At 64.0% G+C, this 26,601-nt stretch carries 24 protein-coding genes and 1 pseudogene; 9 read left to right on the top strand and 16 right to left on the bottom strand.

The annotated features are described in order from the left end of the window. The first annotated feature begins 43 nt into the window (after nt 1–43). Nucleotides 44–1,204 (top strand): GGDEF domain-containing protein, encoded by a 1,161-nt coding sequence (locus AC1DTQ_RS07290; protein ID WP_477848847.1) that lies wholly within the window; start codon nt 44–46, stop codon nt 1,202–1,204. Between the two features lie 64 nt (nt 1,205–1,268). Here the strand turns inward: AC1DTQ_RS07290 and AC1DTQ_RS07285 are convergent, their stop codons facing one another. Further along, the gene (locus AC1DTQ_RS07285) at nt 1,269–2,648 is read right to left on the bottom strand and encodes an OmpP1/FadL family transporter (RefSeq protein WP_477848846.1); all 1,380 of its coding nucleotides are present in this window, start codon (nt 2,646–2,648) and stop codon (nt 1,269–1,271) included. A 234-nt stretch (nt 2,649–2,882) separates the two neighbouring features. Between AC1DTQ_RS07285 and AC1DTQ_RS07280 the strand changes: the two genes are divergently transcribed. Both AC1DTQ_RS07280 and AC1DTQ_RS07275 read left to right on the top strand, forming a co-directional pair. Continuing rightward, nucleotides 2,883–3,575: a rhomboid family intramembrane serine protease gene (locus tag AC1DTQ_RS07280; RefSeq protein WP_477848845.1), complete on the top strand. Its 693-nt coding sequence runs from the start codon at nt 2,883–2,885 to the stop codon at nt 3,573–3,575. Nucleotides 3,576–3,649: 74 nt separating this feature from the next. After that, entirely contained in the window at nt 3,650–3,970 is a 321-nt protein-coding gene (locus AC1DTQ_RS07275) for a DUF1820 family protein (RefSeq protein WP_477848844.1), read from the top strand. Nucleotides 3,971–4,018: 48 nt separating this feature from the next. Here AC1DTQ_RS07275 and AC1DTQ_RS07270 read toward each other — a convergent pair. The 3 genes and pseudogenes from AC1DTQ_RS07270 to gpmI form a co-directional block, all read right to left on the bottom strand. Continuing rightward, nucleotides 4,019–5,326, bottom strand: a pseudogene (locus AC1DTQ_RS07270) (S41 family peptidase); the annotation flags it as partial. A 120-nt stretch (nt 5,327–5,446) separates the two neighbouring features. Further along, on the bottom strand, nt 5,447–6,712 hold the full coding sequence (locus tag AC1DTQ_RS07265; protein WP_477848843.1) for a murein hydrolase activator EnvC family protein: 1,266 nt from the start codon (nt 6,710–6,712) through the stop codon (nt 5,447–5,449). Then, nucleotides 6,709–8,253 (bottom strand): 2,3-bisphosphoglycerate-independent phosphoglycerate mutase, encoded by a 1,545-nt coding sequence (gpmI, locus tag AC1DTQ_RS07260; RefSeq protein ID WP_477848842.1) that lies wholly within the window; start codon nt 8,251–8,253, stop codon nt 6,709–6,711. Before gpmI ends, AC1DTQ_RS07265 begins: the two co-directional genes overlap by 4 nt. Nucleotides 8,254–8,436: 183 nt before the next feature. Between gpmI and AC1DTQ_RS07255 the strand changes: the two genes are divergently transcribed. The 3 genes from AC1DTQ_RS07255 (at nt 8,437) to AC1DTQ_RS07245 (ending at nt 11,389) form a co-directional block, all read left to right on the top strand. Next, complete coding sequence (locus AC1DTQ_RS07255) at nt 8,437–9,099, top strand: DUF4097 family beta strand repeat-containing protein (RefSeq protein WP_477848841.1); 663 nt, start codon at nt 8,437–8,439, stop codon at nt 9,097–9,099. A gap of 69 nt (nt 9,100–9,168) precedes the next feature. Beyond that, nucleotides 9,169–10,887: a M28 family metallopeptidase gene (locus AC1DTQ_RS07250; protein WP_477848840.1), complete on the top strand. Its 1,719-nt coding sequence runs from the start codon at nt 9,169–9,171 to the stop codon at nt 10,885–10,887. 112 nt (nt 10,888–10,999) lie between these two features. Beyond that, nucleotides 11,000–11,389: an MAPEG family protein gene (locus tag AC1DTQ_RS07245; protein ID WP_477848839.1), complete on the top strand. Its 390-nt coding sequence runs from the start codon at nt 11,000–11,002 to the stop codon at nt 11,387–11,389. Between the two features lie 69 nt (nt 11,390–11,458). Here AC1DTQ_RS07245 and AC1DTQ_RS07240 read toward each other — a convergent pair whose 3' ends face one another. From AC1DTQ_RS07240 to AC1DTQ_RS07185, 12 genes are all read right to left on the bottom strand, one after another. Next, nucleotides 11,459–12,172 (bottom strand): pseudouridine synthase, encoded by a 714-nt coding sequence (locus AC1DTQ_RS07240; RefSeq protein ID WP_477848838.1) that lies wholly within the window; start codon nt 12,170–12,172, stop codon nt 11,459–11,461. A gap of 116 nt (nt 12,173–12,288) precedes the next feature. Beyond that, nucleotides 12,289–12,666 carry a hypothetical protein gene (locus tag AC1DTQ_RS07235; RefSeq protein ID WP_477848837.1) on the bottom strand — a complete coding sequence of 126 codons (378 nt, stop codon included), beginning with the start codon at nt 12,664–12,666 and terminating at the stop codon, nt 12,289–12,291. Nucleotides 12,667–12,774: 108 nt separating this feature from the next. Then, complete coding sequence (ubiB, locus tag AC1DTQ_RS07230; RefSeq protein WP_477848836.1) at nt 12,775–14,433, bottom strand: ubiquinone biosynthesis regulatory protein kinase UbiB; 1,659 nt, start codon at nt 14,431–14,433, stop codon at nt 12,775–12,777. Further along, the gene (locus AC1DTQ_RS07225; protein ID WP_477848835.1) at nt 14,430–15,077 is read right to left on the bottom strand and encodes a ubiquinone biosynthesis accessory factor UbiJ; all 648 of its coding nucleotides are present in this window, start codon (nt 15,075–15,077) and stop codon (nt 14,430–14,432) included. The genes ubiB and AC1DTQ_RS07225 overlap by 4 nt, the downstream gene beginning before the upstream one ends. Nucleotides 15,078–15,158: 81 nt before the next feature. Then, nucleotides 15,159–15,314, bottom strand: coding sequence for a DUF1328 domain-containing protein (locus AC1DTQ_RS07220; RefSeq protein ID WP_477848834.1), 156 nt, complete (start codon nt 15,312–15,314; stop codon nt 15,159–15,161). A gap of 85 nt (nt 15,315–15,399) precedes the next feature. After that, complete coding sequence (gene oleD / locus AC1DTQ_RS07215) at nt 15,400–16,389, bottom strand: 2-alkyl-3-oxoalkanoate reductase (protein WP_477848833.1); 990 nt, start codon at nt 16,387–16,389, stop codon at nt 15,400–15,402. After that, nucleotides 16,389–16,931, bottom strand: a complete 543-nt coding sequence (locus AC1DTQ_RS07210) for an endonuclease domain-containing protein (RefSeq protein ID WP_477848832.1) — start codon at nt 16,929–16,931, stop codon at nt 16,389–16,391. The genes oleD and AC1DTQ_RS07210 overlap by 1 nt, the downstream gene beginning before the upstream one ends. 49 nt (nt 16,932–16,980) lie before the next feature. Next, the gene (gene oleC / locus AC1DTQ_RS07205) at nt 16,981–18,636 is read right to left on the bottom strand and encodes an olefin beta-lactone synthetase (RefSeq protein WP_477848831.1); all 1,656 of its coding nucleotides are present in this window, start codon (nt 18,634–18,636) and stop codon (nt 16,981–16,983) included. Continuing rightward, nucleotides 18,633–19,538, bottom strand: a complete 906-nt coding sequence (locus AC1DTQ_RS07200) for an alpha/beta fold hydrolase (RefSeq protein ID WP_477848830.1) — start codon at nt 19,536–19,538, stop codon at nt 18,633–18,635. The genes oleC and AC1DTQ_RS07200 overlap by 4 nt, the downstream gene beginning before the upstream one ends. A 64-nt stretch (nt 19,539–19,602) precedes the next feature. Beyond that, complete coding sequence (locus AC1DTQ_RS07195; protein WP_477848829.1) at nt 19,603–20,619, bottom strand: 3-oxoacyl-ACP synthase III; 1,017 nt, start codon at nt 20,617–20,619, stop codon at nt 19,603–19,605. A gap of 171 nt (nt 20,620–20,790) precedes the next feature. Continuing rightward, on the bottom strand, nt 20,791–21,111 hold the full coding sequence (locus tag AC1DTQ_RS07190; protein WP_477848828.1) for a DUF4156 domain-containing protein: 321 nt from the start codon (nt 21,109–21,111) through the stop codon (nt 20,791–20,793). 239 nt (nt 21,112–21,350) lie between these two features. Continuing rightward, complete coding sequence (locus AC1DTQ_RS07185) at nt 21,351–24,224, bottom strand: M16 family metallopeptidase (RefSeq protein WP_477848827.1); 2,874 nt, start codon at nt 24,222–24,224, stop codon at nt 21,351–21,353. 108 nt (nt 24,225–24,332) lie between these two features. On the opposite strand from AC1DTQ_RS07185, the gene AC1DTQ_RS07180 reads away from it, so the two are divergent. The 3 genes from AC1DTQ_RS07180 (at nt 24,333) to AC1DTQ_RS07170 (ending at nt 26,436) form a co-directional block, all read left to right on the top strand. Further along, a complete protein-coding gene (locus tag AC1DTQ_RS07180; RefSeq protein WP_477848826.1) occupies nt 24,333–25,061 on the top strand; it encodes an SDR family oxidoreductase in 729 nt (242 codons plus the stop codon). 385 nt (nt 25,062–25,446) lie between these two features. Next, a complete protein-coding gene (locus AC1DTQ_RS07175; RefSeq protein WP_477848825.1) occupies nt 25,447–25,824 on the top strand; it encodes a hypothetical protein in 378 nt (125 codons plus the stop codon). 120 nt (nt 25,825–25,944) lie between these two features. Continuing rightward, nucleotides 25,945–26,436, top strand: a complete 492-nt coding sequence (locus AC1DTQ_RS07170; protein ID WP_477848824.1) for a tRNA (cytidine(34)-2'-O)-methyltransferase — start codon at nt 25,945–25,947, stop codon at nt 26,434–26,436. Nucleotides 26,437–26,601: the final 165 nt, after the last annotated feature.

The following is a 26,601-nucleotide window of genomic DNA, read 5'->3' as shown; positions in this document are numbered from 1 at the left end:
CAGCACTGACGGTTAGCCATAACCGCCGATACTATCGGCGGCAATGACCACCGACTTCTACAACCTGCTGCTGAGCGACTGCGGTCTTGCGGTCGTGTTACTGGGCCTGTTCTGGTACCTGGAACGAATTTCGCGCGGTCTGCGCGGCATCGCTCTGTGGGGCGCGGCCCATTTGGTGTATTCGTTGGGCGCCGCCATGCTCGACGGCACCACCCAGGAACTTGAACGCTCGGGCGAATGGCATTCGGCGTACTGGACCGCGGGCCTCGGCGGCCTTCTGGCCTGTGCGGGACTGGTAGGCCTGGCCTGGTCGATGATGCAGTTCGTCGGCCAACGTCCGTTGCGCGCCTACGAATGGGCGCTGATGCCGCTGTGCCTGGGTCTGTCGCTGGCGGGTTGGTGGTTCTGGGGCACGGTGGATGCGCAGGGCGCGGCCATGAGCGCCACCGAAGTGCTGGTGCTGTCGCTGGTGATCGCGCAGCTGCGCCATCTCAACACCGCGCCCGACCGCGTGCCCGCACGCATGATGATGCTGGGTTGCGCGGTACTGCTGATGTTGTACGCACAGGACCTGCTGCATGCGTTCGCCAGTCAGTACGGCCCTAACGATGCCTGGGTCAACTTGGATCTCTCGATCTGGTTCCTGCTCAATTTCTGCATGCTCATGCTGACCAGTTTCCGCGCCAGCGAATCCCTACGGCTGAGCGCATTGTTCGACCCGCTGACCGGCGCCCTCAACCGGCGCGGCTTGAGCAGCGAATTGCGTACGCATGTGGATGCCGTCCCCATCGGCAAGGGTCTGGCCGTGATCGCGATGGACCTGGACCACTTCAAGATCATCAACGACGTGCATGGCCACGAAACCGGCGACGAAGTGCTGCAGGGCTTCTCCGATACCGTGCGCGCCTGCATCCGCAGCGACGATCTGTTCGCGCGGATCGGCGGCGAGGAATTCGTGGTGGTGCTGCCCGACAGCAGCGCCGAAAGCGCGCGGCACATGGCCGAACGCATCCGCATCGAAGTGGCGGCGCTGGAGTTCACCGCGCGCGATTCGCTGGTAAAAGTGAGGGTGACGGTCAGTGCGGGCGTGGGCGCTTCCCGCGAACCGCAGGTATTTCCGGCGCTGATGCGGATCGCCGACCAGGCCCTGTACGAGGCCAAGCGGCTGGGGCGCAATCAGGTGCAGATGCGCCTGCATACATGAGAGAGATCGCCGCATAAAAAAACCCCGCCGTAGCGGGGTTTTTCTTGATGCGATGCCGTTGCGATCAGAAGCGGTACTGCGCGGAGACGCCGTACAGATCGGCGCCGCCGTCGTATTCGCCCACCAGGCGCGAACCGCTGGAAGACAGCAGATCCACTTCCGGCGTATCGACCAGGTCGATCTTGACGTAGCTGGCGCTCAGTTCGAAGTTTTCGGTCGCCTTCCAGGTCAGGCCCAGCGAATACCACATGCGGTCCTGATCGGGCATGCGCGGGGTGCGGTGCGGACGGCTGATCGGGGAGTCGTCGCGGGCCACGCCGGCACGGAAGGTGAACTTGTCGCTGAACGCGTACTCGCCGCCGACCGAATAGAACCAGCTGTCCTTCCAGTTGTAGTTTTCGGCCGAATCGGCCTGCAGCGGGTTGTCGAATTCGATGCGGATTTCCTGCAGCGAATGCCAGTCGGTGCGCGCCACTTCGGCCATCAGCGCCAGACGTTCGTTGGTCTGCCAGGTGCCGCTGAAAATGTCGATGCTCGGCGTGGTGAGCTTGGCGCCGCCGCCGTCGGTCGGCAGGAACACCGCGTTGCCGAGCAGCGCGCGCACATTGCCCGGAACGGTGAATTCGGCCGTGCCGCGCAGATCGTGGTCGATTTCCGAACGGTGCGAGTAACCGAGCGACAGGTTGTCGGTCGGGCGGAAGTTCAGGCCGACGATCCAGCCCAGGCCATTGTTGGTACCGTGGATCTTGGCCAGACCATCATTCTTCTGCGGACCATACGGAGCAGTCGCCGGGCTGGGGGTGATGCAGGCGGCGATGTTGATGCGGCAGATGGCCGAACCGAAATCGACTGCGTTGGACAGGGTCACATCGGCGCGCTCATAGACCAAACCAGCGCCGACCGACAAATGGTCGCCCAGTGCAAGCGAAGCGGCCAGGGTCAGGTCGACCAGCTTCACGTCCGATTCCAGCGCGTGGTAACGACCGACCCAGTCGCTTTCGTAGTCGGTCTTCAGGCCGAACGGCGCGCTGATCATGGCGCCCAAGGTCAGGTCCTCGAAGCTGCCGCTGAGCGGCAGAATGAAGGACATCGCCGGCACGACGCTCACGCCTCCCGCATTACCGCCGTCGCCGCCGGTGAGCGGACGCGCCAGCGGGCTGCCCGCCGCGGCAGTGCCGCCGCCGCTGAAGTTGAACGACAGGTCGACGGCGGTGAGATCGGCCTGCACCGTCTTCTCGGTGAAGGTGGACATGACGGCCGGGTTGTTGACCACGACCGAGGCGTCGCCCTTGGCCGAAGCCGAGCCGGCGGTGGCACGGCCCAGGGCCTTGACGCTGTTTTCTTTCAGCTGGAAAGCCGAGGCCTGGGCCTGGCCACAAGCGAGGGCGCCGGCGATGCCGAGGGCCAACGCTGAGATGCGGGTTACTTTGCTTACGAATTCCATGATTTCTCTGCTCCGGAAGGACGTGGGAAAAAGCTCACTGCGTCGTTCGAGGACAATGATTAGCCCTGCTACCACGTGCCGGAATCCCCTCCCGACATACGACGCCGTATGCAGTATACATTCAGGGTATAACCAAAAGCTAACAATCCACGACCCTGCTGGTTAGACTTGGGTTCATGGTTGTGATGCAAGTCACTGGCAGCGCTCAGTTTGAGGAACGGGTACATTCCCGCCATGTTCGTTTCCCTCCCTTCGCGTAAGAAACCTGCCCTGCGCTGGGCCACACCGGTTCTGTTCGCGGTGCTGTGGGTGGCTTTCCTGTGGGCGGCGACACGACCGGTCGCAGCCCACGACAGCTTGTTGCTGGATTGGGGCGCCTTGTCCGGCGGCCTGTCCTCGCCTCAGGACTGGATGGCTGCCATCCGCGACGGCAGCGCCCTGCGCCTGTTCACCGCCCTGTTCCTGCATGCGGACTGGGCGCACCTGCTGGGCAATCTGGTATTTCTGTTGATCTTCGGTCTGCCCGCGGAACGCACCATGGGTCCATGGCGGTTCCTGATTCTTTTCCTGCTGGGCGGGGCCTTCTCCAATCTGGCCGCGGTGTTGGCGATCGGCGCCCCGGACCGGGTGATCATCGGTGCGAGCGGGGCGGTCTCGGCGGTGATCGGCGCTTATCTGGCGCTGTTTCCGCGCGCTAAATTGGGCGTGGTGGTGCCGCTGGGGCTGTTCCTGGAATTCGTGAAGGCGCCCGCATCGCTGTTGATCGGTATCTGGGCGCTGCTGCAGGTGATCTTCGCCTACATCGGTCCCGCCTTCGGCGCGGTGGCGTGGTCGGCGCATATCGCCGGTTTCCTGTTCGGCATCGTGTTCGCGCTGTTCGTGCGCGCGGCGATCGCGCGGCGTTTGCGCAAGCGGCAAGGGTACTGAACGGCCGTTGTGGCGCCCGTCCGCTTTTGCCCGCCAAAAGCCACCGACCGACAACCGACTCTTATAATCGGTCCATGGCCAAGTCCCTCTATAAAATCACTTTCCTCAACCACGGCAAGATCTACCAACTGTATGGCCGACATGTCGCGGCCAGCAGCCTGTGGGGTTTCACCGAGGTAGGGGAACTGGTGTTCGATGTGCACGACGGCATAGTGGTGGACCCGACCGAGGAGCGCCTGCGCGATGAGTTCGCCGGCACCAAAGTGCTGCATCTGCCGATGCAGAGCATTGTGCGTATCGAGGAAGTGGAACGTAAGGGCCAATCGGTGATCCGCGATGCGGAGAGCGGCGAACGGGTGGTGACGCCATTTCCGTTGCCTTCCAAGCCGCGCTGATACAGCGGGGGAGCGACATCCGCCGCTCCCACCGATTGCGGTTCAGGGCTTGGTGGACGCTGTCGGTGCCGCGACCGGAATCTTCTTCTTCAGTTCCGCCAGCGCCGCATTGATCGGCTTGTCACCGTCCAGCACGTCGCCGGCGCTGTAGCCTTCGGCGCCTTCGTCGTCGCCGCGCAGATGGCCGGGCAAGGTGGCTTCGCTGTAGTCGTAGGGAGCGGATGATTCCTTGGTCGCGGGCGCGTCCGGCTTGAGCACCACATCCGGCACGATGCCGCTGGCCTGGATCGATTTTCCGCTGGGCGTGTAGTAGCGCGCGGTGGTTAGTTTCACCGAGTCGCCGTTGTCCAGCGGCAGCACGGTCTGCACCGAGCCTTTGCCGAAAGTGCGGCTGCCGACCACGCGCGCCCGGTTGTTGTCGCGCAGCGCGCCGGCCAGCACTTCAGCGGCGCTCGCCGAACCCGCATCGACCAGCACGACCAGGGGAGCGCCCTGCAGACGATCGCCAGGCGTGGCGTCGAACTTGGAATCGCTGATCGCGATGCGTCCGCGTGTGCTGACGATGTTGCCTTTCGCCAGCAAATCGTCGGCCACCTGCACCGCAGAAATCAGCAGGCCGCCTGGATTACTACGTAAGTCCAGCACCAACCCCTTCAACTTTCCATTTGCCTGCAGCTTGTCCAGGTTGCTCTGGAAATCGGCGCCGGTGTCGGCCTGGAAGCTGTTGATGCGCACGTAGCCATAGCCCGGCTCCAGCACCCGGCTGTGCACGCTAGCGACGCGGATGGTTTCGCGGGTCAGGGTGACGTCGAAAGGTTTCGGCTTGCCTTCGCGCGCGATGGTCAGGGTGAGCTTCGAACCCGGCTCGCCGCGCAAGGGTTCCATACCGTCTTCGCCGCTGATCGGCTTGCCGTCGATGGCGATGATCACATCGCCAGACTTGATGCCGGCCTTGGCCGCAGGCGTGTCGTCGATGGGCGCAATCACGCGCAAGGTGTTATCGGGCTGCTGCAGCAGCTCCACGCCCACGCCGTCGTAGGCGCCGGTGGCCTGTTCGTCGAAGGCCTCGGCATCTTCCTTGTCGAAATAGGTGCTGTGCGGATCCAGGTCCAGCAGCAAGCCGCGGATGGCCGAATGCATCAGCTTCTTGTCGTCCACCGGCTCGACGTAGGCGTCCTTGACCGCGTTGTACACCGCGACGTAGCGGCGGATCTCGTCCAGCGGCACTTTCGAAGGCGCGGTCTCGGCCGCATCGGGGTCGTCGCTGGAAGCGGCCAGCGGCGGCTCTTTTTCCGTCTCCTGGGCGAAGGCGGGCATGCAGCACAAAGCGAACAACAGGACCAGGGGGAAACGCATGCAATCGCTCCGGGGAGGCTTCTAAGGATCGACCCCGCACCAGTGCGCGAAGTTTCCACCGATTATGCGCGAAGCGGCCGTAAACCCGCGTTTAACCGCCGCTCCCCAAGGCCTGGCGATTCAGCGGCGCTGCAGCCAGGAGGAAGGATCCACCGGTTGGCCATTGCGGCGCAGTTCGAAATATAGCGCCGGCGTGCCCTGGCCGCCAGAAGTGCCGACCTTGGCCAGCGCGTCGCCGCGCTTGACCCGGTCGCCGGCGTCGCGCAGCAGGCTTTCGTTGTGCGCGTACAGGCTCATGTAGCCGTTGCCGTGGTCGATGATCAGGATCAGGCCGTAGCCGGTCATCCATTCGGAAAACACCACGCTGCCGTCGGCCACCGCGGTAACCGTGCTGCCGGCCGGCGCACCGATCAGCACACCGGAACTGGTGCGTCCGTCGGGCATGCGACCGCCAAAACGCGCGAGCAGGTTGCCCGACAGCGGCCAGCCCAGGCCACCGACTTTCAGCGCTGGCGCATTGGCCACGGCAGGGCGCGGCGTGTGCGTGGCCGTCGCCGTTTTATCGCCGGCACTGCGTGGCGAAGCGGCCGCGGCTTTCTTCTCCGCGGCCGCTTGCGCCGCCAATCGACGGGCTTCGGCGCGGCGCTCCCTCTCGGCGCGTGCGGCGGCAGCGCGCAGGTTGGCCAGCAGGGTTTCCAACGAACGCGCATCCTGGCCCAGCGCTTTCTCGCGCGCGCTTCGGTCTTTGTAGCGCTCGTCTAGATCGGCGGTCAGCGCGGCATTGGTCTTGCGGTCCTTCGCCAGCGCGGCGACCTTGGCGCGTTGCTGGTTGCGGGTGGCATCGAGCTGCGCGCGGCGCGCGGCGATCTCGCGTTCCACCTCATCCAGCGCCTTGAGTTCAGTGGAGAGCGCTGCGATCTTCTGCGCACGGTCGCTTTGTATGTAGCGATGGTAGGCCAGTGCGCGATTCGCATCGGCCACCCGGTCCTGCGACAGCAACACCTTCAACGGCGCATCGCCACCCAGTTGGTAGGAAGCGCGCACCAGCGCGGTCAGTTGTTGGCGCTGTCGGTCCAGGCGCGCACGCATCTCGTCTCGTTGCTGCTGCAATTGCGCGAGCGCAGCTTCTTCGCGCTTGAGCGCGGTTTCGGTGTCGTTGAGGGAGCGACTGGATTTTCCGACCTGCTCGTCGGCCTCGCGCAGCTTGCGGGCCGCTTCTCCGCGTGCGTCCTCCAGTTTGCGGCGTTCTTGGGCGATGCTCTTCAGCTCGCCGCGCAGCTTCTGCAGCTTCTTCTCGGCTTCGCGCTGGCTCTGTGCGGGAGAAGGCGCAACGACCGTCAGGCCGAGCGCCAACGCAAGACAGGCCAGGACGAAACGAGGCCTCATCCGGCGTGGTCGAACAGGCTGCGGCCGGTCATTTCCGCAGGCTGCGGCATGCCCAGCAAGTCGAGCAGGGTCGGCGCCACATCGCGTAAGGCGCCGCCCGCGCGCAGCGTCGCCTTACGGGCGCCGACATACACCAGCGGCACCGGACCTACGGTATGCGCGGTATGCGGTTGTCCGGTGACTGGGTCGCGCATCATTTCCAGGTTGCCGTGATCGGCGGTGATGATCAGCGCGCCTTGTTGCGCATGCACCGCGGCGTCCACAGCGCCAATCGCAATGTCCACCGCCTGCGCGGCCAGGATCGCCGCCTGCAGATCGCCGCTATGGCCCACCATGTCCGGATTGGCGATGTTGCACACGATCACGTCGAAGCGCGCGGAACCGATGGCTTCGACGAGTTTGCCGGTGAGTTCGGGCAGGCTCATCGCCGGTTGCAGATCGTATGTGGCGACCTTCGGGCTGGGCACCAGGATGCGTTCCTCGCCAGCGAAAGGCTCTTCGCGTCCGCCGCTGAAGAAAAAAGTGACGTGCGCGTATTTCTCGGTTTCGGCTATGCGTAGCTGGCTCAGGCCGGCATCGGCCAGCAATTCGCCCAGCGTATGGCTCAGATCGTCGGGCCCGAAGGCGACGGCCGCCGGCAGTTTGGCGTCGTATTCGGTCAGGCAGACGAAACGCGAGAGCTTCGGCCGGCGCGCCTCGAACCCATCGAAGCCCGGGGACACGAACGCCGCAGTGATCTGGCGCGCGCGGTCGGCGCGGAAATTCATGAACACCACTGCGTCGCCATCGCGCATCGGTTGCGCGCCGTCGATCACCGTGGGCAGCACGAACTCGTCGTTCTCGCCGCGCGCGTACGCGGACTGCAGCGCGGATAGCGCGTCGGCGGCATGCTGTTCGCTGTTCGCTTCCACGATGGCGTCCCAGGCCAGGCGCAAGCGGTCCCAACGCTTATCGCGATCCATCGCGTAATAGCGGCCACTGATCGTAGCGATATGGGCGTTGCCCAGCTGGTCGCATACCGATTGCAATGCCTGCAGACTGGCTTCGGCCGAACGCGGCGGCGTGTCGCGCCCGTCGAGGAACGCATGCACGGCCACGCGCGGCGCGCCCTGGCGCTTGGCCAGCTCAAGCATGGCGAAGATGTGGGTCTGATGGCTGTGCACGCCACCCGGCGACAAAAGCCCGAACACATGCAGGGTGCGGCCGTCGGCCTTGGCGTCTTCGCAGGCGCCGACCAGTTCCGGATTCTCGAAGAAGCTGCCGTCCTCGATCGCCGCATCGATACGGGTCAGATCTTGATAGACGATACGGCCCGCGCCCAAGTTCATGTGCCCCACCTCGGAATTGCCCATCTGCCCCTCCGGCAGGCCCACATGGCGGCCTTCGGTATGGATCAACGTATGCGGCGCAGTGGCCAGCAGGCGTTGCCAGTTGGGCAGGGTGGCCTGCGCCAGCGCGTTATCGGCGGTTTCTTCGCGGTGGCCCCAACCATCGAGGATCAGCAGGACGACGGGCTTGGGGCGTGCGGGGGATGCGGACACGGGGGGAACTCCGATAAGGGCGGCCGATGAGGGGCAGCGATGACTTCAGGCAGGTGAGGATTGTAGCGAAGCGTGGTGCAATGGATGCTTGCCCTCTGTCCTCACGCGCAAGCAACCAGACAGGGTTTAAACCTTCGTCCCGCCCGGCGCATCACAGCCATCACACCCAGACAGGAAAAAACCATGTCCCGAGTACGCACCGCACTGTTCCTGGCCGTGGCGCTGAGCGCCGGCCCCGCTTTCGCCGCCGAAGACGTCTCCAAGGTCAACGGCAGCATCACCGCCGAAGCCGGCCAGACTTATGGCGATCTGGAAACGGTCAACGGCAGCATCCGCATCAACGGCGGCGCGACCACCGATAAAGCCAGCACGGTCAACGGCAGCATCGCGGTGGACGATAAGGCCGTCACCGGTGGCTTGGAAACCGTCAACGGTGGCATCAAGCTGGAGCGTGACGTCACCGTCAATGGCGGCGTGGAAACGGTGAACGGCAGCATCTTCGTCGATCGCGGCGGCAAGGTGAAGGATGGCGTGGCCACCGTGAACGGCGCGATCGGCCTGGTCGCCACCCAGATCGGCGGCGGCATCGAAACCGTCCGCGGCGACATCACCGTCGGCGTCGATTCGCATGTGCGCGGCGGCTTGCGCGTGCAGAAGTCGCGGGGCATGTTCAACATCGAACCCAAACGCGACCCGCGCATCATCATCGGCCCGAACGCCGTGGTGGAAGGCACCCTGATCTTCGAGCGCCCGGTCAAGCTGTATGTGCACAAGAGCGCGAAGATCGGCGCGGTCACCGGCGCCACCGCGCAATCTTTCGACGGCCCGACCGCTCCCAAGGACTGACCAACCCGCGCACGACCACGCCGGGCCATAAGCGTTAGAATCCGGGGTTCCTGAAATGAGGAATCCCGGATGCGCTCCCCTCTTCTATTGTCCCTCGCCCTGCTCGCCGCGTTGTCGGCCTGCAAGCGCGAGACGCCTGAAACCACGGCACCCGAACCTGCTGCGCCAGCCGCACCTGCAGCACCCGCACACGCCTTCTCTTCCGAGATCAATCCGGCCGACTTCTCCGAACTGGTGAAGACGCTGGCTTCCGATGAGTTCGAAGGCCGCGGCCCCGGCACGCCCGGCGAAGACAAGACAGTGGCGTACATCCAGGCGCAGATGGAACGCATCGGCCTGAAGGCGGGCAACGGCGACAGCTATTTCCAGACCGTGCCGATGATGGAAACCACCGCCGACGAAAACACGGCGATGACCATCGACGTCAAGGGCAAGGCGCACACGCTGAAGTTCGGCAGCGACATGGTGATCGGCACGCGTACCGGCCAGCCGGAAGTGAAGATCGACGCCAGCGATCTGGTGTTCGTAGGTTACGGCGTGGACGCGCCGGAACAGAAGTGGAACGATTACGCCGGCCTCGACGTCAAGGGCAAGACCGTGGTGATGCTGGTCAATGACCCGGGTTTCCACGCCAAGGACGAATCGCTGTTCGAAGGCAAGCGCATGACCTATTACGGGCGCTGGACCTACAAGTTCGAAGAAGCCGCACGCAAAGGCGCCGCCGCCGCGCTGATTATCCACGACACCGAAGGCGCGTCGTACGGCTGGGACGTGGTGAAGAATTCCTGGTCGGGCGCCCAGTACGACCTGCGCGCAGCCGATGATCCGACGCCGCGCGTGCCGCTGCAGGGCTGGATCACCGGCGACCAGGCCAAGGCCCTGTTCGCCGACGCCGGCCTGAACTTGGACAAGCTGCGCGCCGACGCCAACAAGCGCGGCTTCAAAGCCGTGCCGCTGCCGGCGAAGATGAGCGTGGACCTGAAGAGCACCAGCACCGAGAAGCAGTCGCGCAACGTGGTCGGCATCCTGCCTGGCAGCGAGAAGCCCGATGAAGCGGTGGTGTACATGGCGCACTGGGACCACCTGGGCAAGCACCCGGACGAAACCGGCGACAACATCTACAACGGCGCCGTGGACAACGCGACCGGCGTGGCTGGCATCCTGGAGATCGCCGAGCAGTTCGCCAAGGTCGGCAAGCCCAAGCGTTCGGTGGTGTTCCTGGCGGTGACGCTGGAGGAATCGGGCCTGCTGGGTTCCAAATACTACGTGGCGCACCCGATGGTGCCGCTGGACAAGACCGTTGCCGTCATCAATCTCGATGCGATGGGCGTTGCCGGCAAGACTCGCGACATGACCGTGGTCGGCATGGGCAGTTCGGAGCTTGAGGATATCCTCAAGCCCATCGCCGAGAAGCAGGGCCGCACGCTGCATTCGGAATCGCGTCCGGAAGCCGGCAGTTATTTCCGCTCGGATCACTTCAACTTCGCCAAGGCGGGCGTACCGGCGCTATACGTGGACGCAGGCGACGATCTGATCGAGGGCGGCAAGGCCGCGGGCGAAGCGGCGGCCAAGGACTACAACGAGAACCGCTATCACAAGCCCGGCGACCAGTACGACGCAGCGACCTGGAAGCTGGACGGCACCATGGACGAACTGTCCGCCGTCTATGGCGTAGGCCTGGAAATAGCCAACGGCGAGCGTTGGCCGAACTGGTATTCCGGCAATCCGTTCAAGAGCGCGCGCGACGCGATGTTGAAGGCCAAGCCGGCGGCTACGCCGGCTAAGTGAAGCTTTAAGCGCTCCCCTTCAAGGCGAAGAGCTACACAGACGGCGCCGCAAGGCGCCGTCTCTTTTTGCGGATGCTTCGGCTAGGCTATGGCGCAACCTTGAGGAGAAAAACATGTCCATCGCCTACTGGTGCATCCTGATCGCCGCCCTGCTGCCCTATGTGTGGGTGTCGGTCGCCAAGAAGTCCGGCGAACGCTACAACAACCGCGATCCGCGCGACTGGCAGGCCAAACAGACCAATCCCCGCTCCAATCGCGCCCATGCCGCGCATCTCAACGGCTTCGAATCCTTTCCCGTCTTCGTCGCCGGCGTGCTGATGGCGCAACTGGCCGGCGTCGGTGTCGGCACCATCAATCTGCTGGCCATCGTCTTCGTCATCGCACGCGTGCTGCACGGCGTTTTCTACCTGGCCAATGTGCAGGCGCTGCGTAGCCTGGTGTGGCTGGTCGGATTCGCCAGCGCTAGCGCCTTGATGGTGCTGGCAGCGCTGAAGGTGGGCTGATCGCCGCTTTTGTAGGAGCGACGTAAGTCGCGAGGCCAGGGACTTTCAGTTTCGCGACTTACGTCGCTCCTACAAGATTTTTTCGTCCCAATCGAATAGGGCGTAGGCCTTGCGGAATTCCGCATCCAATGGGGCCGCCGCGGCGATGCGTTCGCCGCTGGCCGGGTGCGTGAACGAGAGCCGCGAAGCATGCAGCAGCATGCGATGCACGCCGCGCATCCGGAACTGCAGATTGTGGCGGCCATCGCCATGGCTGGTGTCGCCGATCATGTGATGGAAAGCGTGCTTGAGGTGCCGGCGGATCTGGCGGAAGCGCCCGGTTTCCAGCGCACAACGCAACAGGGCATAGCGGGAGGTTTCGAACCCGGCCGAAGGGACCGGCAGCTCTCCGGTCGCCAAACGGGTGAAATGCGTCACCGCGGGCTTTTTTTCCGGCTTGCCAGGTCCGCCATCGAGCGCATGGTCGACGGTGAAAGTTTCCTGCGGCCAGCCGCGGCAAACGGCGAGGTATTCCTTGTCCACCTCCTGCGTCATTAACGCCTTGCCCAGCGCGCCAGCGGTTTCGCGATCGAATGCCAGCAGCAGGCAACCGCTGGTGGCCCGGTCCAGCCGGTGGATCAGGAAGATCGGCTTGCCGAACTGCTCGCGCAGACGATCGGCAGCGAAATCGGTTTCGCCGCGCGCGAGCTTGCTGTCGTGGACCATCAGTCCGGCCGGCTTATCGATCACCGCCAGCCATTCGTCGAAAAACAGCGTCGGCAGCGCCAAGGTCGTTTCTTGCACAGGTTCTCCGGTCTGGATGCGGCGACTTTGCCAAGGCGGCGCAGCTTACTCCGGCTACGGCCAAGTAACGCACCTCTTCTTTCGTTTCTACAGGCTTCGTCGACCGGCGCCGACGGCTAGCTCAGGCCATGCCGCAACCATATGATCGCTTCGGTCTGGTCGGTGAAAACGCGCGCGTGCATGCCGGCTTCCAGTGCGAATATCTCGCAATACTCGATTCGTTCCAGCCCCATCGGCTTGACGTGCGCGATCCGCAACCGTTCCAGCGGCCCGCCCTTCATCATTTCGACCAGCTGTCGCCAGTGCTCTTCGGACAACGGGGTGCCGGTCATCTCGTCGATCAGCAGTAGCGCCGACGAGGGCCGCTTGTCCAATTCGGCCACGATGGTGCGCCAATAAGCCACGGTATTCTCGAATGTGGCCTCGCCGGTGACCCGCGCCATCAACCCGAACGAATGCGCGGAAAACACGATCTCGAAGGACGCCTGGGTCATCGCTATGATCCCATCGGACGGGGTGGGCAATGCTATACCCATGGTACGGAGGTAACGGTGATTTTCCGTTGCCGGCAGAGCGTCCCGCTGCTTAGCCTTGGCAAACGATCAGCGTCGCGGCCACGCCGCCAACAAGGCCCAAAGACCGCCGATACCGGCGATCCAGGACGAGGCGGGGACCGACATGAGGCTTGGCCCACCGGCTTCGAAGCCGTATAGCACTGCCGCGACGATCAACAGGCCGGTGCCCAGGATCGCGGCGACGATGCGCCGTTGCATGCCCTTCATGGTCTGGGCCAGCTCGTTGAGATCGCGCGAACGCAACGCGAGCTCGTGCTTGCCTTCCACCTGCTGCTTCAGCCAGGCGTGCACCAGCCGCGGCATGTCGGGCGCATGGGTCATGATTTCCGGCAACCGCTTACGCAGTTCCTGCACGGCGCGCTGCGGGCTGTAGCGCTCCAACAGGATGCGTTCCAGCACCGGCTTGGCCACGGCCCAAATGTCGAGCTGCGGATCCAGTTGGCGGCCGACGCCTTCGATGTTGAGCAAGGTCTTCTGCAGCAGGATCAGCTGCGGCTGCAGGGTCAGCTCGTACTTCTGCGCGGTGCGGAACAGCTTCACCAGCACTTCGGCCAGAGAAATTTCCGAAAGCGGACGGGTGAAATACGGCTCGCACACCGAACGCGCCGCCGCTTCCAGCTCGTCGATGCGCACCGTGGCCGGCATCCAGCCCGCTTCCACGTGCAGTTCGGCGATGCGCCGGTAATCCTTATTGAAGATGGCCATGAAATTCTCGGCCAGATAGTACTGATCTTCTTGCGACAGCTGGCCCATGATGCCGAAGTCCAGCGCGATGAAGCGTGGATTGGCTTTGCGCGCCGGATCGTCGTCGACCCAGATGTTGCCTGCGTGCGCATCGGCGTGGAAGAAGTTGTCGCGGAACACCTGCGTGTAGAACACGCGCACGCCCTTGGCCGCCAGCGCCTTGCGGTCGATACCGGCGGCATCGAGCGCGGCGATGTCGTCGGACGGAATGCCGCGCACCCGCTCCATGGTCAGCGCGCGCTCGGCGGTGTGGCTCCAGACGATCTCGGGCACGTACAGGTCGTCCGAATCCAGCCACATGCGCCGCATCACGCTGGCGTTGCCCCCCTCGCGCTGCAGGTCGAGTTCGGCGGCCAGCGTGGTCTCGATCTCGGCGACGATCTCGCGTGGGCGGATCTTGTCGGCGCTGGGGTGCGCGCGATCCACCAGTGCGGCGATCGAGCTGAGCAAGGAGATATCGGCGGCGATCTGCTTCTCGATCTTCGGGCGCAGCACTTTCACTACCACTTCGCGCCCGCCCGCCAGCGTCGCCGCATGCACCTGGGCGATGGAAGCGGAAGCCAGCGGAGTGGTGTCGAAGGTCTCGAACGCCTCTCCGATCGGCAATCCCAATGCCTGTTCCACGATGGTGCGTGCGGTTTCGCCGTCGAACGGCTTGACCCGATCCTGAAGCTGCGACAGCTCGTCGGCCACGTCTGGCGGCACCAGGTCGCGGCGAGTGGACAGGATTTGTCCGAACTTGACGAAGATCGGGCCGAGCTCCTGCAACGCCAGACGCAGACGCGCGCCGCGCGACTGCGCGGCGATGGAAGCAGACGCGCGCGGCACGAACGGGCGCGCCAGTTTCAACCAGCGCTCAGCCGGCGTGTCTTCGAACAGGTCGTCCAGCCGATAGCGCAGCAGCACGCGTCCGATCTTGCTCGCACGCAGCGCGGCCCTCACGCAACGCTCCCACGCAAGCGGTCTACCTTGGCCTGCAGACGCTCCACATCGTCGCGCAAGGCATCGACATCGTCGTGAAAGGCATTGAGTTCGGCGCGACCGACCACATCGCGCGATTCCTCGGTGACGAACTCGGCCGCGTTCTGGGCCAGGTTCCCGCCCACACTGCGCAGCTGGCGCAATGCGCCACGCGCGGCGTGGGCGATCTGCACGCCGACGATTTCGCCGAACACGGCAACGAACGGCTGCTGCCAATCCGGATCGAAACGCTCGGCCAGAGTTTGCAGGCGACGGGCGAGTTCCGCATCTCCCGAAACGCGCACGCGTCCGACTGGCACGGCGTTGTCCTTACGCAGCGCATTTCCCATAAAAGCCGGAAGCTGCGCCAACAAACCGCCCAGAGTGCTGCGCACGGCCAAGTCGGGCTCTTGCGACGACTCGACCGGCCCCACTCGCAGGCGCTCGCCGACTACGTCGATCTGCAATGCCAGTGCGGGGGCCTCAAGGGAGAGCGCGATCTTGCGGCCATCCAGCGGCTTCAACGCCTCGCGCGTGTCGGGATCCAGCGCCAGGGCGCGGTTGAGCGCAGCTTCGAGCGCACGGCCCGCCAGCGGTTTGAGGGAGTCGAAAGGAGAAGTCGCCATGCCGGCATTCTAACCGGCTGGCGCGGCAGGCCGTGGCGCGTCGTCAAGCAGGACGCGCCACGGCCGCCCCTCGCGAATGGCTCAGACGCGTTTGCGGAAGAACGTAACCGCCGCCAGGATCAGGAACACGACGAACAGGATCCAGGCGATGTTGCTGGCGGCGCCAGCGATGCCGCTGAAGCCGAGCACGGCGGCAATGACCGCGATGACTAGAAAGATGATGGCGTAGTTCAGCATGGTGTCCTCCGTTGATCGACGCGCCGGATTGGCGACACGATTATCATCGGCAGGCAAAGGTTGCTTTCAGGTGATGGCGGCGCCTTTATTTCAACGCGCGCTTCAGCCTTGTGAGGCCCTCGTCAAAGCTCACCCGCGGCCGATAGCCGAAGTCGCGCGTGGCAGGCGCCATGTCGTACCAGTGCGCGGTGCTGAGTTGCTCGGCGAGAAAGCGCGTCATCGGCGGTTCGCCTTTCAGCGGCAATATTTTCCACAGCGTCTCGCACACCATGCCGATGCGATAGGCGGCCTTGAATGAGAGATGCTTTTCCACGTGTGGTGCGCCGGCGGCCTCCAGCAGCGCGTTGAGCAATTCGCCCATCGGCTTGGGTTCGCCGTTGGAAATGAAGTAAGCCCGGCCCGCACAGGCCGCACCGACCGCGAGATGCTCGAACGCGTCGAAGTGCGCCTGTGCGGCATTGTCGATATAAGTGGTGTCGACGCGATTGCTGCCATCGCCGACGATGCGCAGGCGTCCGGCTTTGGCGCGTTCGATCAGGCGCGGCAGAATTTGCTGGTCGCCCGGACCCCAGATCAGGCGCGGGCGTAGGGCGATGGTAGCGAGCGCAGCGCTGTTCGCGGCGAGTACCGCTTTCTCGGCGATGGCCTTGGTCTCGGCATAAGGCGCTTGGAAGTCCTCGCCATACGGCACGTTATCGGCAGTGCCGCCTTCGACCGGATGGGTAGCGCGATGGGTGACGCTGGGCGTGGAGGTGTAGACCAGCTTGCCGATCCCGTGCGTGCGGCAGGCATCGAGCACGTTCTGCGTGCCGATCACGTTGGCCGAGTAGTAACTTTTATAGCTACCCCACGCACCGGCCTTGGCTGCGTTGTGAAATATCGCATCCACCCCATCGGCCGCATGGATCAGCGCATGCGCGTCGGCCAGATCGCCCTGCACTTGGCCAACGCCGAGCGCGGCCAACGCCGGATAATGGCCACGGTTGAAACTGATGACCCGATGGCCGCGGTCGATCAGGCCGCGGCATAGCGCCTGTCCGAGGAAACCACCACCGCCGGTGACCAGAATCTTCATTAGTCGTTGCCTTCGCTGTTGCTGTTGCTGTTGCTGTTGCTGTTGCTGTTGCTGTTGCTGTTGCTGTTGCTGTCAGCCTCCTCCCTTGCGCGAAGCGCAGGGGAGGATTGAGGAGGGGTGCCTTTGATCTTGCTTTTGCTATGGGTCAATTCCAAAGTCCTCAGAATATCCTCAAGCACATAGGAAGTCCGCAGTAACACATCGTCATTCCAGTACCGTAAGACTCGATAACCTTCAGCTTCCAACACAAGAGTCCTCTGCTTATCGTACGCAGATTGTTCGGCATGCTGACCGCCATCCAATTCCACGATCAACTTCAACTCGTGGCATAGGAAGTCAGCAATATAGCCCGCTATCGGAACTTGTCTTCTGAACTTGAAGCGACCCAGTTGTTTCAGTCGGAGATGCTGCCAGAGGTGGCGCTCGGCGTCCGTGGCCGAGTTACGGAGCTTGCGTGCTCTTTGGCGAAGTGCATCCATGGCGTCCTGCCTTGGCTTTTTATCTTGGTTGACTATTCCGCAGCAAAGCAGAAGCAAGATCAAGTGCAACCCTCCCCTGCTTCGCAAGGGAGGGGGCGAAAGCGCTGCATCGTCAGATGTTTTTCTGGCTAGCCGCCCACACTGCCAGCTTCTCTCGCCCGATCTTCGCGTTATGGCGGATGTCGACGGGGAAGGCCGGATGGCAGTGGAATCGTTGGATGCCTACTGTGTGCGCATGACCTGCCGCGATTGCCTGCAGCGCATCGACGACCCTGGCGCGATGGTCAGCTGAAACGCCCGGCTGAAGTTCGTAGCAGAGCACTGGCTCTTGCCGGTCGTGCACGCCGACGCCAACCAATGCGGTTCGTTTCACGTCAGGGTGCGTGTTGAAGATGGGCTCGACCTGTTCCGTGTACAACGGGCCGTCCGCTGTCTCCAGACGCTGCGTCTTGCGTCCGCAGAACCACAGCCGGCCTTGCGCATCGAAATAGCCCACATCGCCCATGCGATGCACTACGCGTTCGCCGCCATCGGGTAGCGATTCGCGGATCTTCGCGGCGCGCGTTGCCGATTCGCGGTTGAAGTAGCTGTCGGTCGCGGTGGGGCCCGCCACCGTGATCTCCCCCACTCCGCCGTCGACGACGAGCAATCCGTCCGTCCATTGGTCTATCGGCGCATCGTCGATGGCGATGATGCGCACTTGGTTAGGCGCGACCGGGCGGCCGACGCAGGTGCCTGCGCCACGCTCGGTTTCTGTGCGGGTGCTTTGCAGTTCGCGGCCTTCGATCACCGCGACCGGCAGGCATTCGGTGGCGCCGTAGGGGGTCCAGAACTGCGCCTCGTCGGGCAGCAGCGCGCGGATCTTCTCCACCACTTCCGGCGGCACCGGGGCGCCGGCGGAAGTGACGCGTTGCACGCCCACGAGGTTCTCGCCGTGATCGGCCAGTACACGCATCAGCGCGGGCGAGCCGAACAACTGGGTCACCCCGTACGTTCGGATCGCGTGCAGCAGCTTGCGCGGATCCGCGCTGGCGGGCCGGGTCGGATCCATGTCGGGAATGATCGAAGTCAGTCCCAGCGCAGGATCGAACAGGGCGAATGGAGGAAACGTCGGCAGATCGACGCCGCCTGGCTGCATGCCGAAGGCGTTACGCAACAGTTCGATCTGGGCGACGAAATGGCGGTGCCGGTAGACCACGCCCTTGGGCACGCCGGTGGACCCGCTGGTGAAGAGGATACCGGCCACTTCGTCGGGCTGGGTGTCGGCAAGCTGCGCACCTGCGCCCGCGCCCAGGCGCTCGATTTTGGCCAGCGTGGTTCCCCCCCAGCCGAAGCGCGAACCCACTGTGACCAGTTTGTTCGCGCTGCGTGCCCAACCAAGTACCAGTCTTGCGATGTGCGCGAGCGGAATGCCGATGAAGGCTTCCGGCTGCGCTTCGTCCAGGCACTGCTTCAACGCGCTGCGGTCGATGCCGGGATCGACCAGCACCGGCACCGCGCCGGTCTTGAACAATGCGAACATCAACAGGAAGAACTCCGGCGACGGCCGCACCATGATCACCGCGCGCGTGCCGCGGACGATGCCGCGCTTGGCCAGGCCCGCGGCGATCGCATCGCTGCGCGCGTCGAGTTCGGCGTAGGTCAGGGCGACATCGTATTTGCCGAAACCGTCGCTGCCGCGCGAACCGGGGCAGCGGATTGCGATCTGCTCGGGCCGCTCGCGCGCAAGGTGCGGGAGCGTGGCGGCGATGTTGCAGATCCGGCTCATGCCAGCGGGTGCGTATCGAGGAAATTGCGGATTGCCGGCACCAGCTCGGCTTGCTTGTCTTCCAGCACGTAATGGCCCGCGTCTTCGAACGCGGTCACTTGTGCGCTGGGCAGGGCTTTCGTGAAACCGGCGAGGAAGTGCTTGTCGAACACGAAATCCTGCAGCCCCCAGCCGATGAATGCGGGACGGTCGGCGAACTGCGGCAGGCGCTGCCCGGCCGCTTCCACCAGCGCCCATGCCTTGTCGCCCGGATGCAGCGGGATGTCCTGCATGAAGCGCAGCGTGCTGATGCGGTTGGCCCAATTGTTGTAGGGCGACACATAGGCACGGCGTACGTCGGCCGGCATTTTCGTTTCTACGCCCTGGTAGGAGGCGCCGCTGGAAAACGCATTGAAGGCGCGGATGACGAAAGCGCCGAATTTGGAGTGGCGACCCAGCGACAGCTGCCACGGCATCTTCTTCGCCGTCGGCAACGGAAAGGCAGCGGTGTTGGTGATCACCAGCCGCTTGATCTGCGCGGCATGGGTCAGCGCCCAGCCGAAGCCGATCATGCCGCCCCAGTCGTGCACGGCCAGCGTCACCGGGCCGGCGATGCCAAGGTGGTCGAGCAGCGCGGTGAGGTCGTCGATGCGCGATTGCAGCGTGTAGTCGTAGTCGCGGTCGTCGGGCTTGTCGGAGTAGCCCATCCCGATGTGGTCGGGAACGATGCAACGGTAACGCTTCGCAAGGGCTGGGTCGCTGAGCCCCGATACCAGGTTGCGCCAGTAATAACTCCACGACGGATTGCCGTGCAGCATCACTATTATTTCGCCCTCGGGCGGACCTTCGTCGAGATAACTCATCGACAGGCCGGGACGCACCTCGAACCGCTTGGGCGTGAAGGGATAGCCGGGGAGATTCATCGCGACCTACCGCAGAAAATGAAAGGGCCGGCGAACCGGCCCCGAGGAATACTGGTCCGCCGTCTTACCAGACGACTTCGGCCATCGAGCAGTTCAAACCCGAACCGATGCCCAGCAGCGCGATGCGGTCGCCCTTTTTCAGCCGGCCCAGCTGCTTGAGCTTGCTCAGCACGATCGGCACGCTGGCCGGTCCGATGTTGCCGTGCTCGCCGAAGATGGTCAGCACTTTCTTGGGGTCGATGCCGAAGGCCTTGATGAACGCCTGGGTATGCACCTGGCTGACCTGATGGATAACGAACTGGTCCAGCTCGTCCACCACCCAGCCCAACGCAACCCTAGCCGCGCCGAAAGTCTTCTGCGCCAGCTTCATACCTTCGATCAGCAGCATGCGGGTATCGGTGACCATGCGGTCCAGGTTGCCGCGGCACAGGGTGTTCCACTGGGTCGCGGCCTTGGTCACGCCGCCCTTGTAGCGGGGTGCGTCCGGGGTCAGCTCGCTGCGCGACATGACCATGGCCGCGGCGCCGCAACCCAGGGTCAGGGTGGCCAATTCGTTGCGGAATTGTTCTTCGGTGACGTCCGGCGACTGCATGCGCTCCAGGGTCATCTTGTAGGCCAGATTGGCGGTTTCGCCATCCACGACCAGGGCGTAGTTGATCTCGCCGCGTTCCAGCATACGGGCGGCGATGTCCATGCCGTTGATGAAGGCCAGGCAGGCATTGGCGACGTCGAAGTTCTGGCAGTCCTCGCCCATGCCCAAGTTGCCGGACACGATGCTGGCGGTGGACGGCTCCAGAAAATCGCGGCTGACCGAAGTGTTGACCAGCAGGCCGATCTGATCGGCGGTCACGCCGGCGTCTGCCAGCGCCAGACGCGCGGCCAGGGTGGCCACGTCGGAAGCTTGCTGGTCGTCGTCCCATAAGCGGCGGGCGTGGATGCCGGCGATGTCGCCCAGCACGTCGGTGCGGATGCCCAAACGGTCCATGGTGGGCTTCAACTGTTCGTTGATGGCTTTGGAAGTCAGGGTGTGCGGCGCATCGATATGCGCCAGTCCCGCGATGGAGACGTTCTGGAAGAGCATCTAAGTGAGCGCCGAGGCTGGCCGAAGGGGCGACAAGGGTACCGGCTTCCGTGTCTTATCGCACCTTTGGGCGCTAGGCCGTAGTGCGCCTCTGTAGGACCGGGCCCTGCCCGCGAGCTTTTCCCGCCTACCCGGCAAGAAGAGCTTGCGGGCAGGGCCGGCTCTTAGAGGTCAGCTGCTGGCGCAGCGGTAGGCGGCGAAACGCTGTTCGCCGTCGACCGGATCGGCCAGCGGTTGCACGGTATTGGCCTGGATGCCAGGAGCTTCGTTGCGGGCCAGGGTTTCCAGTTCGTCGCGCACGCGCAAGGCGTTGCGCTCGTAGAAGACCACGCTGTTCTTGACCGAAACCGAAACCTCGCCGCGCTTCTCGCAGCCCGCAGGGGCGGCGCCGGCCGCGATCACGCGCACACCGCTGGCTTCGGGAGCCATCTGCACCCAAGTACAGCCGGAAACGGTCAGGATCAGGGAAATTGCGATCAAAGGCAGACGCATGGGGGAATCCTGTTTGCGGGGGTGCGCGTTGGAGTATGTGGCGAGAGTTCTGAACTTCGGAGGAAGCCACGCTGGTCTCCTCCCTTGCCCCGTGGCAGTAGAGGGGCTGGGAGAGAGTGCGTTTGGCGGAAGTTTGAAGAACAAAAGCCCGCAAAAGCAAAATCAAGAGCAACCCCTCCCCCTCAGCCGCCCGAAGGCGGCTTCGAGCTCCCCTGCTTCGCAAGGGAGGGGGCAGGAGTTTACTTCGCAGGTTTTACCGGCTTGCCGTCGGAGTCCAGCACGCTGACTTCGCCCAGGTTGAGGGCGCGTACCGGCGCCTCAACCTTGGACAGGTCGCCCACCACCACGTACATCAGCGAACCGGGAACGAGGGTCTTGGCCGCGGCCTGTACCTCGGCGATGGTCATCGCGTCGTTGCGGGCCTTGTACTGGACGATGTAGTCGTCCGGACGGCCGTAGCGCAGATTGCTGCTGATCTGGCCCTGCACCGCCGATGCGGTTTCGTAGCCGCCGGGCAGGCTGAGCGTGTTGCTGGCGCGGATCTTGGCGATCTCGGCGGCGGTGGCTGGTTTCTGGCCGCTAGCGAACGCGGTGATTTCCGAACGCAGCTCCTTGATCGAGTCGGCGGTCTTGTCGGTCTGTACCGCAGCCGAGGCGAACCACGGACGCTGGCCCAGGGTGTTGCTGGCGTTGCTGTAGGAACCGTAGGCCCAATGCTTGTCCTCGCGCAGGTTGCTGTTGAGGCGCGAAGTGAATTCGCCGCCCAGCACGCCGTTGGCGAAGTCGAAGTCGATGGTGCCGGCGTCGCCGGTCGGCGGAACCAACTGGCCGACGTAGACGTTGGACTGGGTTGCCCCCGCTTGATTGATCAAATAGACATGGTTGGCCGTGGGCGCCGCGACCTGAGAGATGGACGGCAGGGCCGGTGCGCCCGTCGGCGTTTTCCAGTCGCCGAAGCGCTGCTCCAGCAACGGCAGAACTTGCTTGAGGGTGGTGTCGCCGACCACCACGATGCGGGCCTTGTCCGGCTGCAGCCAGTTGTCGTGAAAGGCGACCAGATCGTCGCGGCTCAGTGAGGCGATCGAGGCCTCGGTGCCGCTACCGGTAAACGGAATGGCGTACGGATGGCCTTCGCCGTAGAGCAGCGGCGGCATGATCCGCATCGCCGCGGTCTGCGGCCGCGCCTTCTCCTGTTTGATGCCGGCGATCCAAGTCGCACGTACGCGCTCCATCTCTTCCGGGGAAAAAGTCGGACGACGCAGCACGTCGGCCAGCAGGTCCAGCGACTCGGGCAGCTTGTCGCTGAGCGCGGACAAGCCGACGGCCGCGTAATCCAGCCCGGCGCCGACGCCGATCTGCGCACCCAAATCCTCCTGGCGTGCAGCCAGCTCCAGCGCGCTGTACGCGCCGGCGCCTTCGTCGAGCATCTGCATGGTGAAGTTGGCGGTGCCCAGCTTCTTGCCCAGGTCCGCGGTGTAGCCGCCGGGGAATTCCACCGACAACTGCACCACCGGCGTCTCATGGCGTTCGGCCAGCACGACCTGCATACCGTTGGAGAGCGTGGCGCGTTCCAGCGCGGGGAACTTCAGTGCGGGGAAGCGGGTGGTTTTCGGCACGCCGGTGCTGCGGTCGATGTCGGTCTTGACCGTCTTGAACTTCGGGTCGACTGCGGGTACTTCCGCGGGCTTGCTGGCAGGCGCCGCCTGCACGGTTTCCGGCAGCGACGAAGCCGGGGTTTCGCTGGGCTGCACTACCAGCGTGTGTGAACCGACGCCCAGCCATTTCTTCGCCACCGCCTGCACGCTGGCTGGGGTAGCCGCATCGATGTCGGCCAGATCGGTCTTGTAGCAGTCCGGCCTTCCGGAATAGACGGCGCACTGGGCCAGCACGTCGGACTTGCCGCCGAAACCGCCGATGCGTTCGATGCCGCGCACGAAGCTGGCCCGGGTGGTGACCTTGGCGCGCTCGAGTTCCTCGGCGGTCGGACCTTCGCTGATCAGGCGTTGCAGTTCCTCGTCCAGGGTCTTCTCGACCTTGGCCGTATCCACGCCGTCCTTGACCGTGGCCACCAGGAAGAAGGTGCCGCTCAGTTCGCTGCTCCAGGCATAGGCGCTGGCGTTGTCGGCGATCTTGTCGCGATGGACCAGACGCGTGTCGAAACGCGAGGACGCGCTGCCGCCCAGGACCTGCGCGAACAGGTCCAGCAAGGTCGCGTCCTTACTGCCGAGCTCGGCCACCGGCCAGGCGCGATAGATGCGGACCTGCGGGACCCGGTCCGGTACGGTCTCGCGCGTGTCTTTGTCGCGCTTGGGGATGTTGGTGGGCATGTCGGCCAGGGTGGCGCTGGCGGGAATGTCGCCGAAGTATTCGGCGACCTTCTGCTTGGCGGTTTTCAGGTCGATGTCGCCGGCCAGCACCAGTACCGCGTTGTTGGGTCCGTACCAGCTCTTGAACCAGGTCTTCACGTCGTCCAGCGTGGCCGCATCCAGGTCGGCCATGGAACCGATGGTTTGCCAGCTGTACGGATGGCCGGCCGGATACAGCGCTTCGAAAATCTTGGCGCTGATGCGGCGGCCGTAGGGCTGATTCTCGCCCTGGCGCTTCTCGTTCTGGACCACGCCGCGCTGCTCATCCAGCGACTTCTGGTCGATCGCGCCCAGCAGATGGCCCATGCGGTCCGATTCCATCCACAACGCCATGTCCAGCGCGGTGGTGGGCACGTTCTGGAAATAGTTGGTGCGATCCTGGTTGGTGGTGCCGTTCTGGTCGGTCACGCCGACCAGTTCATAGGGCTCGAAGTATTCGGCCTTGTGATTTTCCGAGCCCTGGAACATCAGATGCTCGAACAAGTGGGCGAAACCGGTGCGGCCGGGCTGCTCATTCTTGCTGCCCACGTGGTACCACAGGTTCACCGCCACCACCGGCGCCTTGCGGTCGGTATGCACGATCACACGCAAGCCGTTGGGCAGGGTGAATTCGTCGTACTTGATCTCCACCTGCGCGCTGCCGGCGGGCTTGGCCTGGGCGGCTTGCGGCGACGCCACCAGTCCGGTGAGGGCGGTCGACAGGGCAACCGCGAGCAGAGCGGCACGCGGACGGTGGGAAAGGCGCATCGGATATTCCTTATATAAAGATAGGTCAGCAGGTCGGCTTGTGATGCTAGCGGCCACGGCTGGTCATTACACTAGGCCACAAGGCATGGTCGTAAGGCAGGTGCTGGTATGGAACGCAAGGCAGCGCAACGTAGCCTGGTCACGGGGGCCAACCGCGGGCTGGGGCTGGAGCTTTGCCGGCAGTTGCTGGCGGCGGGAGGCCGGGTGATTGCTGCCTGCCGACATCCCGGCAAGGCCACCGCGCTCAATACCCTGGCCGGTGAATATCCCGGACGCCTGCACGTGGTGCCGCTGGACGTGGCCGAACCCAAAAGCCATGCAGCGCTGGCCCGCGAATTGCCGTTGCTGACCGAAGGCGAACCGCTGGACCTGCTGATCAACAACGCCGGCGTGTTGCGCGGCGGCGAGCGCTACGGCGAGGTGCAGGCCGCCGACCTGGAAACCAGCTTCCGCACCCATGCCCTGGGGCCGTTTCTGCTGGTGCAGACCCTCACTCCACAACTTGCGGACGGAGCGCGCGTAGCGAACATCTCCTCGGAGATCGGATCGATCGGCCTGCGCCAGACCGGCTCGCATCAAGAATTCCGCACCCCAAGCTACGCCATCGGCAAGGCCGCGCAGAACATGGCGACCTCGTTGCTGGCGCGAGCGCTGGTACCGCGCGGCATCGTGGTGGTGGCGTTGCATCCCGGCTGGGTGCGCACCGACATGGGCACCGACCGCGCCGCGCTCAGCCCGCAGGAATCGGCCCACGGCCTGTTGCAAGTGATCGGCGGGCTGAAAGCGCAGGACTCCGGCGCTTTCCTGGATTGGCAAGGACAAACCCTGCCCTGGTGACGCGGATTCGGCCCCTGCGTTCAACCTTTTCTCCCTGAAGCGCATCACAACCACTGTCCAGAAAGCTGGCCGGGTGATTTTCCTTCGTCCGTAGAAGGGGGTCACATGCGGCGGGATCGAGCGTCATTGACAACGATCCGGTCACCCACCGGACACCCGGGCGGACGGACGGACACCAGTTTCTTGAACTCAAGTTCAATTGAATCAATAACTTAAAGTTGGCACGGCGTCTGCATTACTACTCTGCAAGCACAACCGACCCAATCGAATCTGACTGATAGCTGAATAAAAGAACTGCAAATGCAAGTTCTACTTGACCGATCTGATTAGGTGTACTACATTACTACCACACCACCCAACAACGACACTAAAGAGGCACAACACCATGAACACCAAGACCTTCCTCCCGCTGACCGCCGCCGCCCTGTTCGCCGTCTGCGCCGGCTCCATGCTGATCTCCAGCCAGTCCTATGCCGAAGCCAACGCCAAGGCCTCCGCCCCGGTTTCCAACCCCATCGTCGACATGCCGACCGTCACGGTTCGCCCGTCGTTCCAAGACGCGGTGTACTACCAGTCGCACAAGATCGTCGATCTGGCCACCGTGACGGTACGCCCTGCCGCTGAAGACGTGGCCTATTTCCTGGCCGACAACACCGCTCGCATCGTCGATATGCCGGTCGTGACCGTGCGTCCGTCGGTGGAAGACGTGCAGATCGTGGCCGTCGGTGCCGCTACCCTGGCCCAGCAGCTGGCTTCGCGTTGATCGCTTGAAGCGCAATACCTTTTGAATGTATCTGCGTTAATGGAATAACCCGCTTCAAGCATCACCGGAACCACGTGCGGCATCGCGCCTGTAGAGCCAGCGCCCCGTAGAATCCGTGCGATGAGCAACGACACCGCAAGCGCACTAGATCTGGACGTGCTGCTGTACCAGCCGGAGATTCCACCGAACACCGGCAACGCGATCCGCCTCTGCGCCAATACCGGCGCGCGGCTGCACCTCATCGAGCCCTTGGGCTTCGATTTGCAGGACAAGCAGCTCCGACGCGCCGGCTTGGATTACCACGAATACGCCACGCTGCAGGTCCACGCTTCGCTCGAAGCGGCCTTGACTGCGATCGCGCCTAGACGCCTGTTCGCTCTCAGCACGCGCGGCCGCCAACGCTACGACCAACCGCGCTACGCCGCCGGCGATGCGGTCCTGTTCGGCCCCGAAACCCGCGGCCTGCCCGCCGAGGTGCTGGAAAGCCTGCCGCCGGAGCAGCGCCTGCGCCTGCCGATGCGGCCCGACAACCGCAGCCTGAATCTCTCCAACAGCATCGCCGTGGTGGTGTTCGAAGCCTGGCGACAGATCGGCTTCGCCGGCGGCAACTGAGCGCAGCTTTCGCGCGCTTCAATTAGTTCCTCAAAGTTGCGCTGAATTTATGTACCGCTCAGTTTGGTATTCAGTGGGCATTGCAGCGCTTTACGGATACTTCACACACCGGCTGCGAACGGCTTACGCCTCAGCGCTGGCTAATAACCATAAACCTTAGAGGCT

The organism is Pseudoxanthomonas sp. P4_B2 (genome assembly GCF_056402315.1).
The sequence above is the reverse complement of the archived record's forward strand: the minus strand, read 5'-3'. Positions and strand labels throughout refer to the sequence as shown.